This window comes from Chitinophaga sp. W2I13 (assembly GCF_050434005.1).
In the GTDB taxonomy this organism is placed as follows: domain Bacteria; phylum Bacteroidota; class Bacteroidia; order Chitinophagales; family Chitinophagaceae; genus Chitinophaga.
This window is the reverse complement of record NZ_JBNPWD010000001.1, coordinates 6,833,886-6,848,978: the sequence shown is the minus strand read 5'-3', so window position 1 is coordinate 6,848,978 and position 15,093 is coordinate 6,833,886. Positions and strand designations below refer to the sequence as shown.

The window sequence follows — 15,093 nt, the reverse complement described above, 5'->3', positions numbered from 1 at the left end:
AAAGAAATTGCTAATAGATCCAGGGAATAACCCGGCTGGTATGCTTCATATAGTTGGTGTATTCTTCTCCAAACTGTTCGCTCAGTACTTTTTCTTCTATGTTCATCCGGTAAGCAAATGCTATAAAAACCGGGATGAACACGATGGCTAATCCCAGCCAGTTGTTCTGCGATAACCCGAATCCCAGGAAAGATAACAGGGAACCGGCATAGGAGGGATGCCGTAATATGCTGTACAGTCCATCCTTTTTAATGTGATGGTCTTTCCGGATCGTTACATTTACGGTGAACAACCTGCCCAGCTGCGCAATGGCCATAAAGCGAAACACCATTCCCAGTAGTATAACGCTAAGGCCTATACGATTCATATCCGGGCCTGGAAGAATAGGGTAAGCTGTTTTTGCAGATACCAATACGGAAATATTGATGAACACAATGATCACGATCCAGATAAACGCCAGGCTGCCCTGGTCCTTTTTCTTCTTGTCTTCTTTGTCCTTGCCGCGGAGAATGCGGTGCAGCAGAATCTCAGACAGGAACCAGGCAAAATAGATAATAGTGGATAGCACGTTCATATGCAAATAAATAAGACGGGTTATATTGGTAATATATGTTATATTTTCTGATTTTCAAAAAGTCGTAATTTGTGATTGGAATTAAAACTTGTGCTATGGAAAACCTTCAGGCAATACTCGCTTCATCAACCCCGGTACTGATCGATTGTTTTGCCACCTGGTGTGGTCCCTGCCAGATGGTGCCGCCTATCCTGAAAGAAGTAAAGGATAAAATGGGGGAACAGATCAGGATCATCAAGATAGATATAGACAGAAACCAGCAACTGGCCGCTCAATGGCAGATTGCCAGCGTACCTACTTTGTTGCTTTTCCGGGAAGGGAAACTGATCTGGCGGCAGAGTGGGGTAGTGCCAGCACACCAGCTGATACCGCTGCTAAAGCAAAAGATATAATCTTCATTACTTCATGGATACTTCATCCATGCCTAAAACCTGCGTATACTATGGACCATCCATGCACTTCTCATGGACTCCTCATGCACTATCCATGCACTATCTATACACTATGTCCCTTAAATCCTGTTGTAAAAACTCTGCAGATCCCCTGCCAGCTGATCATAAATAGGCCGGGTAAATTCCATAAATAAGTCTGTAGGCGGCGGTGGCGGCATATCCCGTCCTCCCATCAGCTGCTTGTCCTCATCGCTGAGGGCTCTTTCGTCGCCTTTAAAGGTACCAAACTGGTTGAGCCAGGTATAGCTGCCGGGGATGCGGTCGGTGCGCAGTAATTGCCCGTTGCCGGTATTGGTGATGCGGTAATCCAGTAACCCTTTCGATACCACCGTTTTTTTAGTGATAAAAAGTGTGGCCTTCACCGTTTTGTAGATATTGAACTCCTTACCGGTGGAGTCTTTCGTGGTACCAATCACAATTTCTTTTGAAACATCGCGCTGGATACGGTCTACATATGTTTGACCCACCACGAAATCAAAAAAGCGCAGTTCAATATATTCATCGGGGCGGAGATTTTCATTACGAACCACCCGTTCGTCGTAAAACTGCACAAATTGGTTGATACTGCGCTGCTGAAGGTTGCGCACCAGGTAGTCGCGGAACTGATCGGCGCTGAACTGGTAATAAGGTGAGCGTACTTCAATTTCACTGACCACCACATTGATCACGCCCATCTGGTAAGCCTCATCCCGCCGTTGCTTGGTATCCCGGTAATCGGGGATCAGCTTCAGTGCGGCATTAAATTCATCAAAGGCCAGGCGTGCACTGGCTTTATCGCCTTTATCCAGCAAAGCCATGCCCCGGTCGTATCGCATTTCTGCGGCGTTTTCCTGGGCGCCGGTGATCGCATCGCGGTAGTCCTCCGGCTGCACCAGTTTAAGGGCCGCCGGGGAGCTGTGAACGGCATTGTAGAGCGTTTGTAAAGCCCTGTACTCATTCCGTATATTTTCCCACTTGAGTTGATTATTAGAGCGAAGGTATCCGTTAACGCGGTCTTCCCGCACCAGTTGCGCCTGTTTATAGGCGTCCGGCAGCATCCGCGTGGCGGTGGCATCCTGCGGTTTACGTTGCAGCTTTTTTACAAAAGCGGTAACCGCTTCGTCGTATCTGCCTTTATTGTATAATTTTTCACCTGATTTACAGGAGAGAATACAGGTGTAGAGAAGGATGGCGGTAATGCTCAGTAACGGCCTGAATGCTAGTTTTTTCAATGGGGAACTGTTTTATAAGGATATGCTTTGCCTGCCGGGGCTATGTTTATTTAAATTGTCGTCTGAGCTCCCTGTCTGCTTCCCTGGCCTTGATAGAGTCGCGTTTGTCGTGAAGCTTTTTACCTTTACCGATACCAATTTCCATTTTTGCCAGGCTCTTATCGGTAATAAACATGCGAAGTGGTACAATGGTGTAGCCACGTTCTTTCATCTTGTTTTCCATCTTTCTCAGTTCCCGCTTGGTAAGCAGCAGTTTGCGTTCCCGCAGCGGATCATGATTGGAGGAGGTACCGTGTGAGTATTCTGCGATGTGCAGGCTCTTCACATATAATTCTCCTTTGGAAAAATAGCAGAAAGAATCATTAAAGCTCACCTTGCCGGCGCGGATCGATTTGATCTCCGTACCCAGCAATACCATCCCGGCAATAAATTTATCTTCTATTGCGTACTCAAAATATGCCGATCTGTTCTTTAACTCTGCCATTTGCGCTTTAATATGGGCTGTTAGTTTTTAGCCTTCAATTGTTAGCAGATGCAGGAAAGATCCATGCCCGTACTAACAATTGAAGGCTAAAAGCTGTTTTTCTAATTTTTGAAGATGGTCAGCAAACCTGCCAACCTTGTCTTAAGTTCTTTTCTATCCATGATGAAATCCAGGAAGCCATGTTCCAGCAGGAACTCAGCGCTCTGGAAACCAGCGGGGAGGTCTTTTTTAATCGTTTCTTTAATGATCCTGGGACCTGCAAACCCGATGAGCGCGCCTGGTTCAGCAATGTTGAGGTCGCCCAGCATTGCGTAGGAGGCGGTTACACCACCGGTGGTGGGGTCAGTCATTAAAGAGATGTAGGGGAGTCTTGCATCCGCCAGCTGCGTGAGCTTGGCCGATGTTTTCGCCATCTGCATCAGGGAGAAGGCACTTTCCATCATACGGGCGCCTCCTGATTTGGAGATGACCATCAGCGGCATCTTGTGCAGTATGCAGTAGTCGATAGAACGGGCTATCTTTTCACCTACTACAGAGCCCATAGAACCCCCGATAAAGTTAAAATCCATACAGGCTACTACCAGGTCGTTTCCCAGCACCTTGCCGGCTCCTACGGTCATCGCGTCTTTCAGCCCGGATTTCTTCTGCGCATCCTTCAGCCTGTCGGCGTACGGCTTCAGATCCTTGAATCCCAGGAAGTCGGTCGGGTATATATTTGGGAACAGTTCCTCGAACTGATTGTTATCAAATATGATCTCAAAATACTCTGCAGAGTTAATACGGTTGTGATAATTACACTTATCGCAAACATAGTAATGCTCTTTCAGATCCTTTACGGTGGTGGTTTTTTTACAGTTAGGACACTTGTGCCACAAACCATCCGGTGCTTCTTTCTTTTCACTGGTGGTGGTAGAGATGCCTTGTTTAATTCGCTTAAACCAGCTTGACATATTTTACTATTAGATTAGAAAATAGTGGTGCAAGATACGAATTATCGCATAAAGCCAAAAACATATAGGGAAAAGTATAAAGTTTAAGTCAAAAAGCAAAAAGCCATTGTAGCGGAGATAATAACATATACATATAATATATGATCGCTTTTATCTCCGTTACAACAGCTTTTTGCCTTTATATCTTAAGCTGAATGCTTAATTATGCGTTCCTGTTAATACAGTTCAGATCCCTGAATGCTTCTTCCAGGCGCTTAACAAAGGTTTCTTCGCCTTTGCGCAGCCATACGCGCGGATCGTAGTATTTTTTATTTGGCTTGTCAGCACCTTCGGGGTTACCCAGCTGTCCCTGCAGGTAATCTTTCTTGGCTTCGTAGAAATCGTGAATACCTTCCCAGAATGCCCACTGCATATCGGTATCGATGTTCATTTTGATAACGCCGTAACCCAGTGCTTCTGTGATCTGGTGCTTTGGAGAACCGCTACCACCGTGGAATACATAGTAAACAGGTTTAGCCGCAGTTTTATATTTCTCCTGGATGAATTCCTGGCTGTTATGCAGGATCACCGGACGGAGTTCCACATTACCTGGTGAGTATACGCCATGAACGTTACCGAAAGCAGCAGCTACCGTGAAACGGGGGCCTACTTTTGATAAAATTTCATACGCATAAGCTACTTCTTCAGGCTGGGTATACAGCTTGGAGTTGTCTACACCGGAGTTGTCCACGCCGTCTTCCTCACCACCGGTTACGCCCAGTTCGATTTCGATGGACATACCCAGTTTGTTCATTCTCTCAAAATATTTATGAGAAATTTCAATGTTCTCTGCAATTGGTTCTTCGGAAAGATCCAGCATGTGAGAGCTGTACAGCGGTTGACCGGTTTGTTTAAAGAACTGCTCACCTGCATCCAGCAAACCGTCGATCCACGGCAACCATTTTTTAGCAGCATGGTCGGTATGCAGTACCACCGGAACACCGTAATATTTAGCTACTTCATGTACGTGTTTAGCACCGGAAACGCCACCTGCAATGTTCGCCTGCAGCTTGTCGTTCGGCATGCCTTTACCGGCAAAAAATTGTGCACCACCGTTAGAAAACTGAATAATAACCGGTGAATTTACTTTAGCAGCTGTTTCCAGTACCGCATTCACGGAGTTAGTTCCCACAACATTTACGGCAGGCATAGCAAATCCGTTGTCTTTGGCATCGTTATACAGCGCATCCAGCTCTTCGCCGAATAATACGCCAGCTCTGTATTTTCCCATACTCTGATATGTGTTTTATTTTTTAGGAAAGCAAATATAAGGAGTTAAATAGAAGATTTATAGTGAAAAGTAAGCGCTTACGTATTAATTCTACCAACAGAAAAATGTATTTTAACCGATCTCAATCCGGTTTTGTATGAAACTATTTCTGTTTTTCATCGCAGGTATATTCCTGAAAGTGTCTGCTGCTGGTGCATTTACAGCCAATGTTGCGGACTCCCTGCTATATTATACCTCCTTCGACAGCACCCGTATTCATTATACCATTGCAGGTACCGGCGCCCCGGTATTATTGGTGCACGGTTTTATTGTGAACGGGGATTCCTGGAAGAAAACAGCTTTGTACGACTCCCTGCTGGCGCATGGGTATCAGGTGATCACCCTCGATCTGAGGGGAAATGGCGCGTCGGATCATCCGCACGACAGCCTCGCTTATCTTAATGATGCGGAAACAAAAGATATTATGGGACTCATGACCCATCTTAATATTAATAATTACCAGGTAGTGGGCTATTCAAGGGGCGCTATTATTGTTTCCCGCCTGCTGGTGCTGGACGCCAGGGTGCGCAGCGCCGTGATGGGCGGTATGGGTATAGCTTTTACAGATCCCGCATGGCCGCGCCGCCAGCAGTTTTACGAGGCGCTTTCGGGGAAAGACGTGCCGGAACTGGCTGCGATGGTTAAATATGTACAACAGTCCGGACTGGATCAGCGGGCCCTCGCCATGATGCAGCTGGGCCAGCCCTCTACTACACCACAGGAGCTGGCCGGCGTGCATCAGCCGGTATTGGTTATCGGTGGGGATAAAGACGAAGATAATGATACCGGAGGCTCTCTCGCGGCCATGATGCCGGCAGGAATGCACGGCACAGTAGCCGGAGATCATAATTCAGTAGTGCGCACGGTACCCTTTGCAGAACGGGTGCTCGATTTTCTGCAAAAACATTAACTAACGGAGAGCACATTGCCATCTACCTTGATGGTGTAAGCCGTCAACGCAGCGGTAGCGGGACCTGTATTCACCGCGCCGGTAGTGGTGTACCGGCTGCCATGACCGCAAGGCGCATTACATTCAATTAATTTGGACGAATTGTTAAAGGTGGCTACGGTACAGCCCTGGTGGGTGCAGGTACTGGAAAGGGCCGTGAAAGCCGCTGCAGTATTGCCGGAGCCTGTACGGATAATGATTACCCCGTTGGAGATCCTGAAATCGCCCACATTGGTGAGGTCACTGCCGAGGTTCAATGTTAGCTTTGCATTGCCGCCGCCGGGAGGTGTGGGGTCGGGATCATTACTGCCTCCCTTGCTGCAGGCAGCCAAACCGGCTGTACATACCAATGCCAGCGTTAATCCAATGTTGGAAACAAAATCTCTTCTTTCCATAAAATGCGTTTTAGTTGATCGTTATCCTGTTTACGCAAGTGAAAAGAAGAAAGTTGCCTCGGGACCTTTAATTTTCTATCACTGATTGAAAATAGGCGGGCGCCTCAATTAAACGGCTGCCATACCAGGAAAACATTTCACCGTCTACCAGCTGGATTCGGGCGTCCGGCAAAACAGCCTGCAACTCGGCTATATGTTTTTCTTTGAATGGATAGGGCTCAGACGAGAGCAATACCCTGCGGCATCCGCTGGCGGCCAGCTCAGCGGCAGTAACAGCCGGATAGCGGGGCAGGTGGCCAAATACATTATGGAACCCGCATAACTGCAACATCTGGTGTATGAAGGTGTCGCCACCGGCAACCATCCAGGGATCGCGCCAGATGAAATAAGCGGTGGGAACAGCCTCCGGAAGCGGGTGCAGCGATGCAAAGCCGGCTTTGATCTGTGAAACCAGATCAGCGGCCGCTTGCACCCGGTGGGTGATAGCGCCGATACTGGCAATCATGGCATAAGCATCTTCCAATGTTTGGATATTACTCACCCACACCCGGTAATCTTTCATCAGCAGCTCCACATCAGCGGCGAGGTTTTCTTCCTTATTGGCAATGATCAGATCCGGTGAAAGCTGCCGTATAATACCAGCGTGAATATTTTTGGTGCCACCCACCCGTGTTTTTTCCCTGAACCACGTTAACGGATGTACGCAGAATTTGGTAATACCCACCACTTCCTTTTCAAGTCCGAGGGAATATAACAACTCTGTTTGGGATGGCACCAGTGAAACAATCCGCTGTGGCGGATGTTCAATTGTTATCTGCCTGTTGAGCTGATCGGTAAATAACATGCGGTACTTTTATCTGCCCAACGCCTGTATAATATCGTATTTCGTAACAATGTGGTGATTGCCGCTGTCATCTTTTGTAAGTACAGCGCCGTTTTCCCGGTTGATATATACCGAAAGCTTTTCGATAGGCGTGTCCTGGCTTACCAGCGGGAACAATGGCTGCATTACCTGGCTTATCTGCGCATCTTTCAGGTTGGCATCATCGATCAGGCGGTTGAACAACCCGTTTTCGGAAATGGATCCGATCAGTTCCCCGCCCTGGTCTACAGGTATATGTTCGATGTCATATTTTTTCATCCGGGCAATGGCTTCACTTACTTTTTCATCAGCGCTGATGGTTACCAGTGGCTGGTTACGACGGCCATTCACTACATCTTTCACTGTTTTTACATCGAGGAAACCACGTTCCAGCATCCACTGGTCGTTATAGATTTTACCTACATAGCGGCTGCCATGATCATGAAAAATAACGACCACCACATCTGTTGGCTTCAGTCCTTCTTTCAGCTGCAACAGACCGGCTATGGCTGATCCGGCGGAGTATCCAACAAAAATACCTTCTTCTTTGGTGATGCGTCGCGCCATCACGGCAGCATCTTTATCCGTTACCTTTTCAAATTTGTCGATCACCTTCATATCATAATTCTCCGGCACAAAATCTTCCCCGATACCTTCTGTAATATAAGGATACACTTCGCTCATATCCAGCTCCCCGGTTTCAAAATACTTCTTCAGTAAGGAGCCATAACTGTCGATCGCCCATACTTTAATATCCGGATTTTTTTCTTTCAGGTATTTCCCGGTGCCGGTAACCGTACCACCGGTGCCGGTGGCCACTACCAGGTGGGTGATTTTACCGTCGGTTTGTTCCCATATTTCAGGACCGGTTTGTTCGTAATGCGCATCCCGGTTAGCCAGGTTGTCATATTGATTCACATAAAATGAATTGGGCACTTCCGTGGCCAGTCTTTTAGACACAGAATAATAGGAGCGGGGATCTTCGGGTTCCACATTGGTAGGACAAACAATTACTTCGGCGCCTACCGCCTTCAGGATATCCACTTTTTCTTTGGATTGTTTATCGGTAGTGGTGAAAATACATTTGTATCCCCTGATAATGGCCGCCAGCGCCAGTCCCATACCTGTATTGCCAGAGGTGCCTTCGATAAGGGTGCCGCCGGGTTTCAGTAATCCTTTCTCTTCCGCTACATCCACCATTTTCACCGCCATGCGGTCCTTAATAGAATTGCCGGGGTTAAAAAACTCCACCTTCGCCAGCACCGTGCAAGGCAGGGAAGCCGTTACGCGGTGCAACTTTACCATCGGGGTATTGCCTATCGTTTCAAGTATATTATCGCAGTATTTCATAAAAAATGAGGTTGTATGATTACGAAAATACGGAATTGCGTTGAGGGATCGGAGCGGATTTTGTCTTTCTCACTGATTACGCTGATTATACTGATTACCTTGATTTTACTTTTTAGATTTTATAAGGATTTAAAATGATTATGGGAAATATAAGCGGGTATATCCGCTTACATCTACCCAAATCATTTTAAATCCAAAGTGATCAAATCCCTAAATCAGTATAATCAGCGTAATCAGCGGGAAAGACAAAATCCGCGAAAGACAACATTCGCGTATATTTGCGCCAATGAGCGAAAGGATTTTTATTACAGGAATAGGTACAGGCGTGGGTAAAACCATTACCGCTGCCTGTATCACGGAGGCACTAACGGCCGACTACTGGAAGCCGGTGCAAACGGGGTTGATGGAAGGCACAGATACAGATACGGTATTATCCCTGTTGTCAAATAAGGTGTCAGTTTGTCACCCGGAAGCGTGGCGGTTGCAGGCGCCTGCCTCTCCGCACCTGGCGGCACGGTTAGAGGACTGTACTATTGATGCGGGGCGTATCCTGGAGCTGGCGGACCAGTACCAGCCGGTTGACAGGCCATTGGTAATGGAAGGCGCCGGGGGATTGATGGTGCCGGTAAATGAAGAGCTGTTTACGCTGGACCTGATAATGGCGCTGAAAGCCAGGGTGGTGATTGTAGCGCAGAATTACCTGGGCAGCATCAACCACTCGATGCTCACTGCAAGGATGCTGCAACATACAGGCGTGCCCGTTATCGGATGGGTGTTTGGCGGAGATTATCACAGCAATGAAGACGATGTGGTAAAGTGGAGCGGGTGCCCGAAAATTGGCCGTATCCCGCTGACAGATACGGTAGATAAGGCATTCATTCAACAACAGGCACAGTTGTTGTCAGCCTCGCTGCATAGTTTATTGGCATGACCACTAAAAAGGATATACGAAAACATTTCCTGGAGCTGCGGCTTAACCTGGACGAACCCACCGCCCTCGCCCTGAATGAGCGGTTACTGGCGAATGCCCGTCAGCTTGATTACAGCAACGTCAGGAATGCGCATATCTTTCTTCCTATCTCTGAAAAAAAAGAAGTGGATACCTGGCCCCTGGTAAAATGGGGGAGAACCCAATGGCCGGAAATGGAATGGTTGCTTTCCCGCTCGGATATGAAAACCGGCGAGATGAATCATTATCTCTGGAAAACCAATACCATACTGGTGAAAAACAGGTTCGGCATCCCGGAACCGGATCATGGGGAAGTGATATCACCGGAAAATATAGACCTTGTATTTGTACCTTTACTGGCTTTCGACCGGCAGGGGCAGCGGGTAGGATATGGTAAAGGTATGTACGACCGTTTTCTGAAACAATGCCGGCCGGATGTGCGTACCATCGGCCTGTCGCTGTTTGAACCCGTTCTGCAGATAGAAGACGTGGATTCGTGGGATGTGCCGTTGCATACGGTGGTGACCCCGGATCACATTTATCAATTTAAATAAACAACAGTGCTTAAATACCTGAATGTTCTTTTATATCCTTTTTCCCTGCTGTATGGCCTGGTGATGTGGTTGCGGAACCGGTTTTACGACAAAGGGCTGCTCACTGCAGTGGAATTTGATCTTCCTGTGATCGCCGCGGGCAACCTGTCGGTAGGCGGCACCGGGAAAACCCCGCATGTTGAATATATGATCCGCCTGCTGAAGGATCATCTGAAAGTTGCCACGCTCAGCCGGGGGTACAACCGCCGTACCAGCGGCTACATCCTGGCAGATGAAAGAAGCACTGCTGCCGATATCGGGGACGAACCCATGCAGTTTCACGATAAATTCCCGGATATCAAGGTCTGCGTAGGAGAAGAACGGATGCTGGCCATTCCGCAGCTGCTCGGAGATGAGCCCGATACCCAGGTGGTACTGCTCGATGATGCCTTCCAGCACCGCTCCATAAAGCCCGGTCTTAATATCATGATCACCGATTACAGCCGATTGTTTACCCGGGAATCATGTAGTACCTTTTGGCCGTTTAAGGGAAGGCAGACAGGGATATCACCGGGCCGATTGTATTATTGTATCAAAGTGTCCGCCCGCCATGAGCACGGAAGAGAAGCTGGCCCTGGAAAAAGAAATTAAACCATTGCCACATCAGCGGCTCTTTTTCACTACCTTGCAATACGGCGCCTTGTCCGATATGATCACCCATCACCCGGTGGCCGTCCCTAAATCAGCAACCGTATTGCTGGCATGTGGTATAGCAAGGCCCGAACCATTGCTCGAAGAATTGAAACGACGTTACGAACAGGTATACCTCTTGTCTTTTCCCGATCATTATTATTATACGGAAAAGGATATACTAAAAATAAAAAAGGAATGCAGCGACCTGCCCGGCACAGAAAAGATTGTCATTACCACAGAAAAGGATGCGGTAAGATTACATCTGCTCAAAGGAATGCTGGCAGAACAAAACCTGCAGATGGCTGTTATTCCAGTAGAGATTGCATTCCTCTTCGGGGAAGCAGAATTATTTAATAACTTTATTTTTGACTACATAGGCCGGCACCTGCCAGCGCCCGGTCAACAATAACTTACGACTAACATGAGTAGAAAAAAGAAAAATAAAAAAGGCGGTAATCATAACCCTAACAACCCCCAACAAAGCCATAGCCAGAAGAAGACCTTTAAAGGCGTATTGGAAGTAACAAGGTCCGGAATGGCCTTTGTGATCGTGGATGGCCTTACAAAAGACATCATGGTGAAGCAGAAAAACCTGCATACCGCCCTCGATAAAGATGAAGTGCTGGTGGATGTATTGAAAGCAGCCCATAACGAAGGCCGCATGGAAGGCATCATAACGGACATCCTTAAACGAAATAAAACCGAATTCACCGGTACCCTGCAGGTCAGCAAAAGCTTTGCTTTCCTGATCCCTGAAAAGGGATTGTTTATGCCGGATATTTATATTCCCGCCAACTCCCTCGGAGAGGCGAAAAGCGGCGATAAAGCCGTGGTGAAAATAGTAGCATGGGGAGAAAAATCCCGCAAGCCTGTAGGTGAAATCGTGGAAATCCTGGATGCCAGCGATACCAACGACCTGGCCATGAAGGAAATCCTCATAGAAGCAGGATTCCCGCTCAGTTTCCCTAAAGAAGTAATAGCAGAACTGGATACCATCCAGGAAAATATTTCTGAAGAAGAAGTAGGTAAACGGAAAGATATCCGCAAAATCCTTACCATGACCATCGACCCGGTGGATGCCAAAGATTTTGATGATGCCATCTCTATCCGCCTGCTGAAAAACGGTTTGTATGAACTGGGGGTGCATATTGCCGATGTAAGTCATTATGTACTGCCCGGCACCGAACTCGATAAAGAAGCGGATAAACGCGCTACCTCCGTATACCTGCCAGACCGCGTGTTGCCCATGCTGCCGGAAAAGATCTCCAATGAGCTTTGTTCCCTGCGGCCGCATGAAGACAAGCTCACCTTCTCCGCTATGTTCCAGATGAACGAAAAAGGAGAGGTGAAGCAACACTGGATCGGCCGCACCGTGATCCATTCGGATCACAGGTTTACCTACGAAGAAGTACAGGAGATTATAGAAGGCAAATCTGAGGGTCCGTATAAGAACGAAGTGATGCTGTTAAACCGCATTGCTCAAACTTTGCGCAAGCAACGTTTTGTACATGGCGCCATTAACTTCTCCTCGCAGGAAGTACGCTTTAAACTCGATGAAACCGGTAAGCCGATTGGCATTGTCATTAAAGAAAGTAAAGAAGCGCACCAGCTGATCGAGGAATTTATGCTGCTGGCCAACAAAACCATTGCGGCATACGTGGGCAAGCTGCGGATTAATAAACAGCCCATCCCGTTCCCTTATCGTGTGCATGATACGCCCGACCCGGAAAAGCTGAAAGTGTTCGCCCTGTTCGCCGGAAAATTTGGGTATAAGTTCGATCTCACCACACCGGAAAGCATTGCCAGCTCCTTCAATAAAATGCTGGCACAGGTAAAAGGCAAACCGGAGCAACCGGTGCTGGAAACGCTGGGCATCCGTACAATGGCCAAAGCCATTTACACGGTGAATAATGTGGGGCACTATGGTCTTGGTTTTGAAGACTACTGCCATTTTACTTCCCCTATCCGCCGTTACCCCGATGTACTGGTACACCGTGTACTGGCTGAATGTCTTGCCAACAGCGTGCGTCCCGACAAGCAAATGGAGCAGAAATGCAAACACAGCTCTGAAATGGAACGCAAGGCAATGGAAGCTGAACGCGCCGGTAACAAATACAAACAGGTAGAATACATGCAGCAGTTCATTGGTCATACCTTCGATGGTGTGATCAGCGGTGTGGCGCATTTCGGCTTCTGGGTGGAAACAGTGGATACCAAGTGCGAAGGACTGATCAGCATTCACAATCTGAATAAAAGAGAAGAATTCCAATATAATGAAGGGGAGTATTCCCTGGTGGGCCAAAGCACCGGCCGCAAGTTTCGTATAGGCGAAAAAGTGAGCATCCGCGTAGTGGCTGCCAGCCTGGCCAAACGCCAGCTGGACTACGACCTGGAAGATGAACTGACCGGCACGGGCACACCTGCTGCTGCGCCATTCCAGCATAAACGCCGGGAAGACCGCCGCGATGATCGTAAAGGTGATCAGCGTCATGGTGATCGTCGTGACGACCGGAAAAAGAAGAAAGACAAACAACGTCCGTATAAACCCTGGGAACAGGAAGGGAAAGCGCCCCACAGAGCGCCGGAAGTATCGCTCGGCGAGCCTAAACCATTACCGGTTGTTGACCAGGTGATAGTGGAAACGCATGTGGTACCGGTAACACCGGATGTACCTGAAACGCCTGCAACGCCAGCACCAGCGCCAGTGGATAAAAAGAAGCCGAAGAAAGAGGTAACGGAAAAAGTGGCGGAAGAAAAACCAGCTCCGGCACCTGTAGTTGAAAAAGAAGTGGTGAAGAAACCAGTTGCACCGGAACCAGCAGTTAAAGCGCCTGCGAAGAAAGCCGCTGCAAAACCGGCCGCAAAGAAAGCGGTACCTGCGAAGAAAGCCGCTGCAAAACCGGTAGCTAAGAAAACAGTACCCGCAAAGAAAGCCGCTGCAAAACCGGCCGCTAAGAAAACAGTACCCGCAAAAAAAGCAGCTGCTAAGCCGGTAGCTAAGAAAGCAGTACCCGCAAAGAAAGCCGCCGCTAAACCAGTAGCTAAGAAAGCAGTACCAGCGAAGAAAGCCGCCGCTAAACCGGTAGCGAAGAAAACAGTACCAGCGAAGAAAGCCGCTGCAAAACCGGTAGCTAAGAAAGCAATACCCGCAAAGAAAGCCGCCGCCAAACCGGTAGCGAAGAAAGCAGTACCTGCGAAGAAGGCCGCTGCTAAGCCAGTAGCTAAGAAAGCGGTTCCTGCGAAGAAAGCTGCTGCAAAACCGGTAGCTAAGAAAGCGGTACCCGCTAAGAAGGCAGCCGCTAAACCGGCCGCTAAAAAAGCCACTGCTAAAAAGGCCGCACCAGCAAAGAACAAAAAGAGTAAAAAATAAAACACGAGCCACCAGCAATGCATTCATTCAAAGATTTAACAGCGCAGTTTAGTCAGCATTTTGAAAAACAACAGTTTCCGGAACAACCCAGTAAGTTATATAATGCAGCGTCCCACATCCTGGGAATAAGCGGAAAAAGAATCCGCCCTGTACTATGCCTGATGGGGAACGAGCTATTTGATAACCTGCGCCCGGATGCATTTGAGGTGGGCAGTGCGATAGAACTTTTTCATAATTTCACTTTATTGCATGATGATATCATGGATAAAGCGCCGATCCGCCGGGGTAAACCTACCGTTCATACGGTATATGGCGAGCCGGCGGCGATCCTTGCCGGCGACGTAATGCTCATTTATGTATATGAACGCCTGAACAAAATAGAACCGCATTATAAACAAAAGATCATCTCCGTATTTAATAAAGCCGCTATTGAAGTATGTGAAGGGCAGCAGCTCGACATGGACTTTGAAGGCATGGACCCCGAAAAGGTGCAGTACGATGATTATGTGCATATGATCGGATTGAAGACCTCCGTTTTACTTGCTGCCAGCCTGCAGCTGGGCGCCATCATTGGCGGCGCCGGCGAAGGCAACCAGCAGCACATTTATTCCTTTGGTAAAAATGTGGGTATTGCTTTCCAGATCCAGGACGACTACCTCGATGCATTTGGTGATCCTGAAAAATTCGGTAAGCAGCAGGGAGGGGATATCCTCGTCAATAAAAAAACATTCCTGCTCCTGAAAGCGCTGGAACTGTGCAACCCGGAACAACGTGCAGAATTGAAAATGCTCATGGAAACATCACCCGCCGATAAAGTAGAACGGGTGCTGGCATTATTCCGCAGCTGTAAAGTGGATGAATGGGCAGAGAAGGAAAAAGAACGCTTCCAGCAACTGGCGTTCCAGAGCCTGGATAACGTGGCGGTGCTGTCTAACCGCAAGGCAGCGCTGATGGAAGTGGCTAACTACCTCTTAAACCGTCAGCAATAAGGTTCGTATTTAAATTCGCATTA

At 48.0% G+C, this 15,093-nt stretch carries 16 protein-coding genes; 8 read left to right on the top strand and 8 right to left on the bottom strand.

All coding sequences use genetic code 11. The annotated features are described in order from the left end of the window. Positions 1-10: 10 nt before the first annotated feature. Positions 11-574 (bottom strand): methyltransferase family protein, encoded by a 564-nt coding sequence (locus QFZ48_RS28075; RefSeq protein ID WP_429047675.1) that lies wholly within the window; start codon positions 572-574, stop codon positions 11-13. Positions 575-669: 95 nt separating this feature from the next. Here QFZ48_RS28075 and trxA point away from each other — a divergent pair, with 95 nt between their 5' ends. After that, positions 670-966: a thioredoxin gene (gene trxA, locus QFZ48_RS28070; RefSeq protein WP_370910318.1), complete on the top strand. Its 297-nt coding sequence runs from the start codon at positions 670-672 to the stop codon at positions 964-966. A gap of 119 nt (positions 967-1,085) precedes the next feature. On the opposite strand, the gene QFZ48_RS28065 is transcribed toward trxA, so the two are convergent. The 4 genes from QFZ48_RS28065 to fbaA all read right to left on the bottom strand — a co-directional run bounded on the left by QFZ48_RS28065 (position 1,086) and on the right by fbaA (position 4,941). Next, entirely contained in the window at positions 1,086-2,237 is a 1,152-nt protein-coding gene (locus QFZ48_RS28065; protein WP_429064781.1) for a tetratricopeptide repeat protein, read from the bottom strand. Between the two features lie 46 nt (positions 2,238-2,283). Then, the gene (gene smpB, locus QFZ48_RS28060; protein ID WP_079467455.1) at positions 2,284-2,721 is read right to left on the bottom strand and encodes an SsrA-binding protein SmpB; all 438 of its coding nucleotides are present in this window, start codon (positions 2,719-2,721) and stop codon (positions 2,284-2,286) included. A 101-nt stretch (positions 2,722-2,822) separates the two neighbouring features. Beyond that, entirely contained in the window at positions 2,823-3,671 is an 849-nt protein-coding gene (gene accD / locus QFZ48_RS28055; RefSeq protein ID WP_429047680.1) for an acetyl-CoA carboxylase, carboxyltransferase subunit beta, read from the bottom strand. 202 nt (positions 3,672-3,873) lie between these two features. Next, on the bottom strand, positions 3,874-4,941 hold the full coding sequence (gene fbaA / locus QFZ48_RS28050; RefSeq protein ID WP_079467453.1) for a class II fructose-bisphosphate aldolase: 1,068 nt from the start codon (positions 4,939-4,941) through the stop codon (positions 3,874-3,876). 136 nt (positions 4,942-5,077) lie between these two features. Here fbaA and QFZ48_RS28045 point away from each other — a divergent pair, with 136 nt between their 5' ends. Continuing rightward, entirely contained in the window at positions 5,078-5,890 is an 813-nt protein-coding gene (locus QFZ48_RS28045) for an alpha/beta fold hydrolase (RefSeq protein WP_429064779.1), read from the top strand. Here QFZ48_RS28045 and QFZ48_RS28040 read toward each other — a convergent pair. The 3 genes from QFZ48_RS28040 to QFZ48_RS28030 all read right to left on the bottom strand — a co-directional run bounded on the left by QFZ48_RS28040 (position 5,887) and on the right by QFZ48_RS28030 (position 8,536). Continuing rightward, positions 5,887-6,324 carry a ubiquinol-cytochrome c reductase iron-sulfur subunit gene (locus QFZ48_RS28040; RefSeq protein ID WP_370910323.1) on the bottom strand — a complete coding sequence of 146 codons (438 nt, stop codon included), beginning with the start codon at positions 6,322-6,324 and terminating at the stop codon, positions 5,887-5,889. The two genes, QFZ48_RS28045 and QFZ48_RS28040, sit on opposite strands and share 4 nt — an antisense overlap. Before the next feature lie 67 nt (positions 6,325-6,391). Continuing rightward, the gene (locus tag QFZ48_RS28035) at positions 6,392-7,168 is read right to left on the bottom strand and encodes a helical backbone metal receptor (RefSeq protein ID WP_429064777.1); all 777 of its coding nucleotides are present in this window, start codon (positions 7,166-7,168) and stop codon (positions 6,392-6,394) included. A gap of 9 nt (positions 7,169-7,177) precedes the next feature. Then, positions 7,178-8,536, bottom strand: a complete 1,359-nt coding sequence (locus tag QFZ48_RS28030; protein ID WP_429047686.1) for a pyridoxal-phosphate dependent enzyme — start codon at positions 8,534-8,536, stop codon at positions 7,178-7,180. A gap of 286 nt (positions 8,537-8,822) precedes the next feature. Between QFZ48_RS28030 and bioD the strand changes: the two genes are divergently transcribed. Genes bioD through QFZ48_RS28000 form a run of 6 tightly spaced genes read left to right on the top strand, consistent with a single transcriptional unit; the run spans position 8,823 to position 15,070 of the window. Beyond that, the gene (bioD, locus tag QFZ48_RS28025) at positions 8,823-9,467 is read left to right on the top strand and encodes a dethiobiotin synthase (RefSeq protein ID WP_429064776.1); all 645 of its coding nucleotides are present in this window, start codon (positions 8,823-8,825) and stop codon (positions 9,465-9,467) included. Then, positions 9,464-10,039, top strand: coding sequence for a 5-formyltetrahydrofolate cyclo-ligase (locus tag QFZ48_RS28020; RefSeq protein ID WP_429047690.1), 576 nt, complete (start codon positions 9,464-9,466; stop codon positions 10,037-10,039). The genes bioD and QFZ48_RS28020 overlap by 4 nt, the downstream gene beginning before the upstream one ends. A gap of 6 nt (positions 10,040-10,045) precedes the next feature. Continuing rightward, complete coding sequence (gene lpxK, locus QFZ48_RS28015; RefSeq protein ID WP_429064774.1) at positions 10,046-10,669, top strand: tetraacyldisaccharide 4'-kinase; 624 nt, start codon at positions 10,046-10,048, stop codon at positions 10,667-10,669. Beyond that, complete coding sequence (locus QFZ48_RS28010; protein WP_429065571.1) at positions 10,602-11,120, top strand: tetraacyldisaccharide 4'-kinase; 519 nt, start codon at positions 10,602-10,604, stop codon at positions 11,118-11,120. The genes lpxK and QFZ48_RS28010 overlap by 68 nt, the downstream gene beginning before the upstream one ends. Before the next feature lie 12 nt (positions 11,121-11,132). After that, on the top strand, positions 11,133-14,081 hold the full coding sequence (gene rnr, locus QFZ48_RS28005) for a ribonuclease R (RefSeq protein ID WP_429064773.1): 2,949 nt from the start codon (positions 11,133-11,135) through the stop codon (positions 14,079-14,081). Positions 14,082-14,098: 17 nt separating this feature from the next. Then, a complete protein-coding gene (locus QFZ48_RS28000) occupies positions 14,099-15,070 on the top strand; it encodes a polyprenyl synthetase family protein (protein ID WP_370910330.1) in 972 nt (323 codons plus the stop codon). Positions 15,071-15,093 lie beyond the last annotated feature (23 nt).

What these genes read in the sequence shown, in the direction of transcription:
- smpB (WP_079467455.1), bottom strand. Translation starts at nt 2,721, where the DNA reads ATGGCAGAGTTAAAGAACAGATCGGCATATTTTGAGTACGCAATAGAA.
- QFZ48_RS28035 (WP_429064777.1), bottom strand. Translation starts at nt 7,168, where the DNA reads ATGTTATTTACCGATCAGCTCAACAGGCAGATAACAATTGAACATCCG.
- QFZ48_RS28075 (WP_429047675.1), bottom strand. Translation starts at nt 574, where the DNA reads ATGAACGTGCTATCCACTATTATCTATTTTGCCTGGTTCCTGTCTGAG.
- rnr (WP_429064773.1), top strand. Translation starts at nt 11,133, where the DNA reads ATGAGTAGAAAAAAGAAAAATAAAAAAGGCGGTAATCATAACCCTAAC.
- QFZ48_RS28020 (WP_429047690.1), top strand. Translation starts at nt 9,464, where the DNA reads ATGACCACTAAAAAGGATATACGAAAACATTTCCTGGAGCTGCGGCTT.
- bioD (WP_429064776.1), top strand. Translation starts at nt 8,823, where the DNA reads ATGAGCGAAAGGATTTTTATTACAGGAATAGGTACAGGCGTGGGTAAA.
- QFZ48_RS28000 (WP_370910330.1), top strand. Translation starts at nt 14,099, where the DNA reads ATGCATTCATTCAAAGATTTAACAGCGCAGTTTAGTCAGCATTTTGAA.
- fbaA (WP_079467453.1), bottom strand. Translation starts at nt 4,941, where the DNA reads ATGGGAAAATACAGAGCTGGCGTATTATTCGGCGAAGAGCTGGATGCG.
- accD (WP_429047680.1), bottom strand. Translation starts at nt 3,671, where the DNA reads ATGTCAAGCTGGTTTAAGCGAATTAAACAAGGCATCTCTACCACCACC.
- QFZ48_RS28040 (WP_370910323.1), bottom strand. Translation starts at nt 6,324, where the DNA reads ATGGAAAGAAGAGATTTTGTTTCCAACATTGGATTAACGCTGGCATTG.
- trxA (WP_370910318.1), top strand. Translation starts at nt 670, where the DNA reads ATGGAAAACCTTCAGGCAATACTCGCTTCATCAACCCCGGTACTGATC.
- QFZ48_RS28045 (WP_429064779.1), top strand. Translation starts at nt 5,078, where the DNA reads ATGAAACTATTTCTGTTTTTCATCGCAGGTATATTCCTGAAAGTGTCT.
- QFZ48_RS28030 (WP_429047686.1), bottom strand. Translation starts at nt 8,536, where the DNA reads ATGAAATACTGCGATAATATACTTGAAACGATAGGCAATACCCCGATG.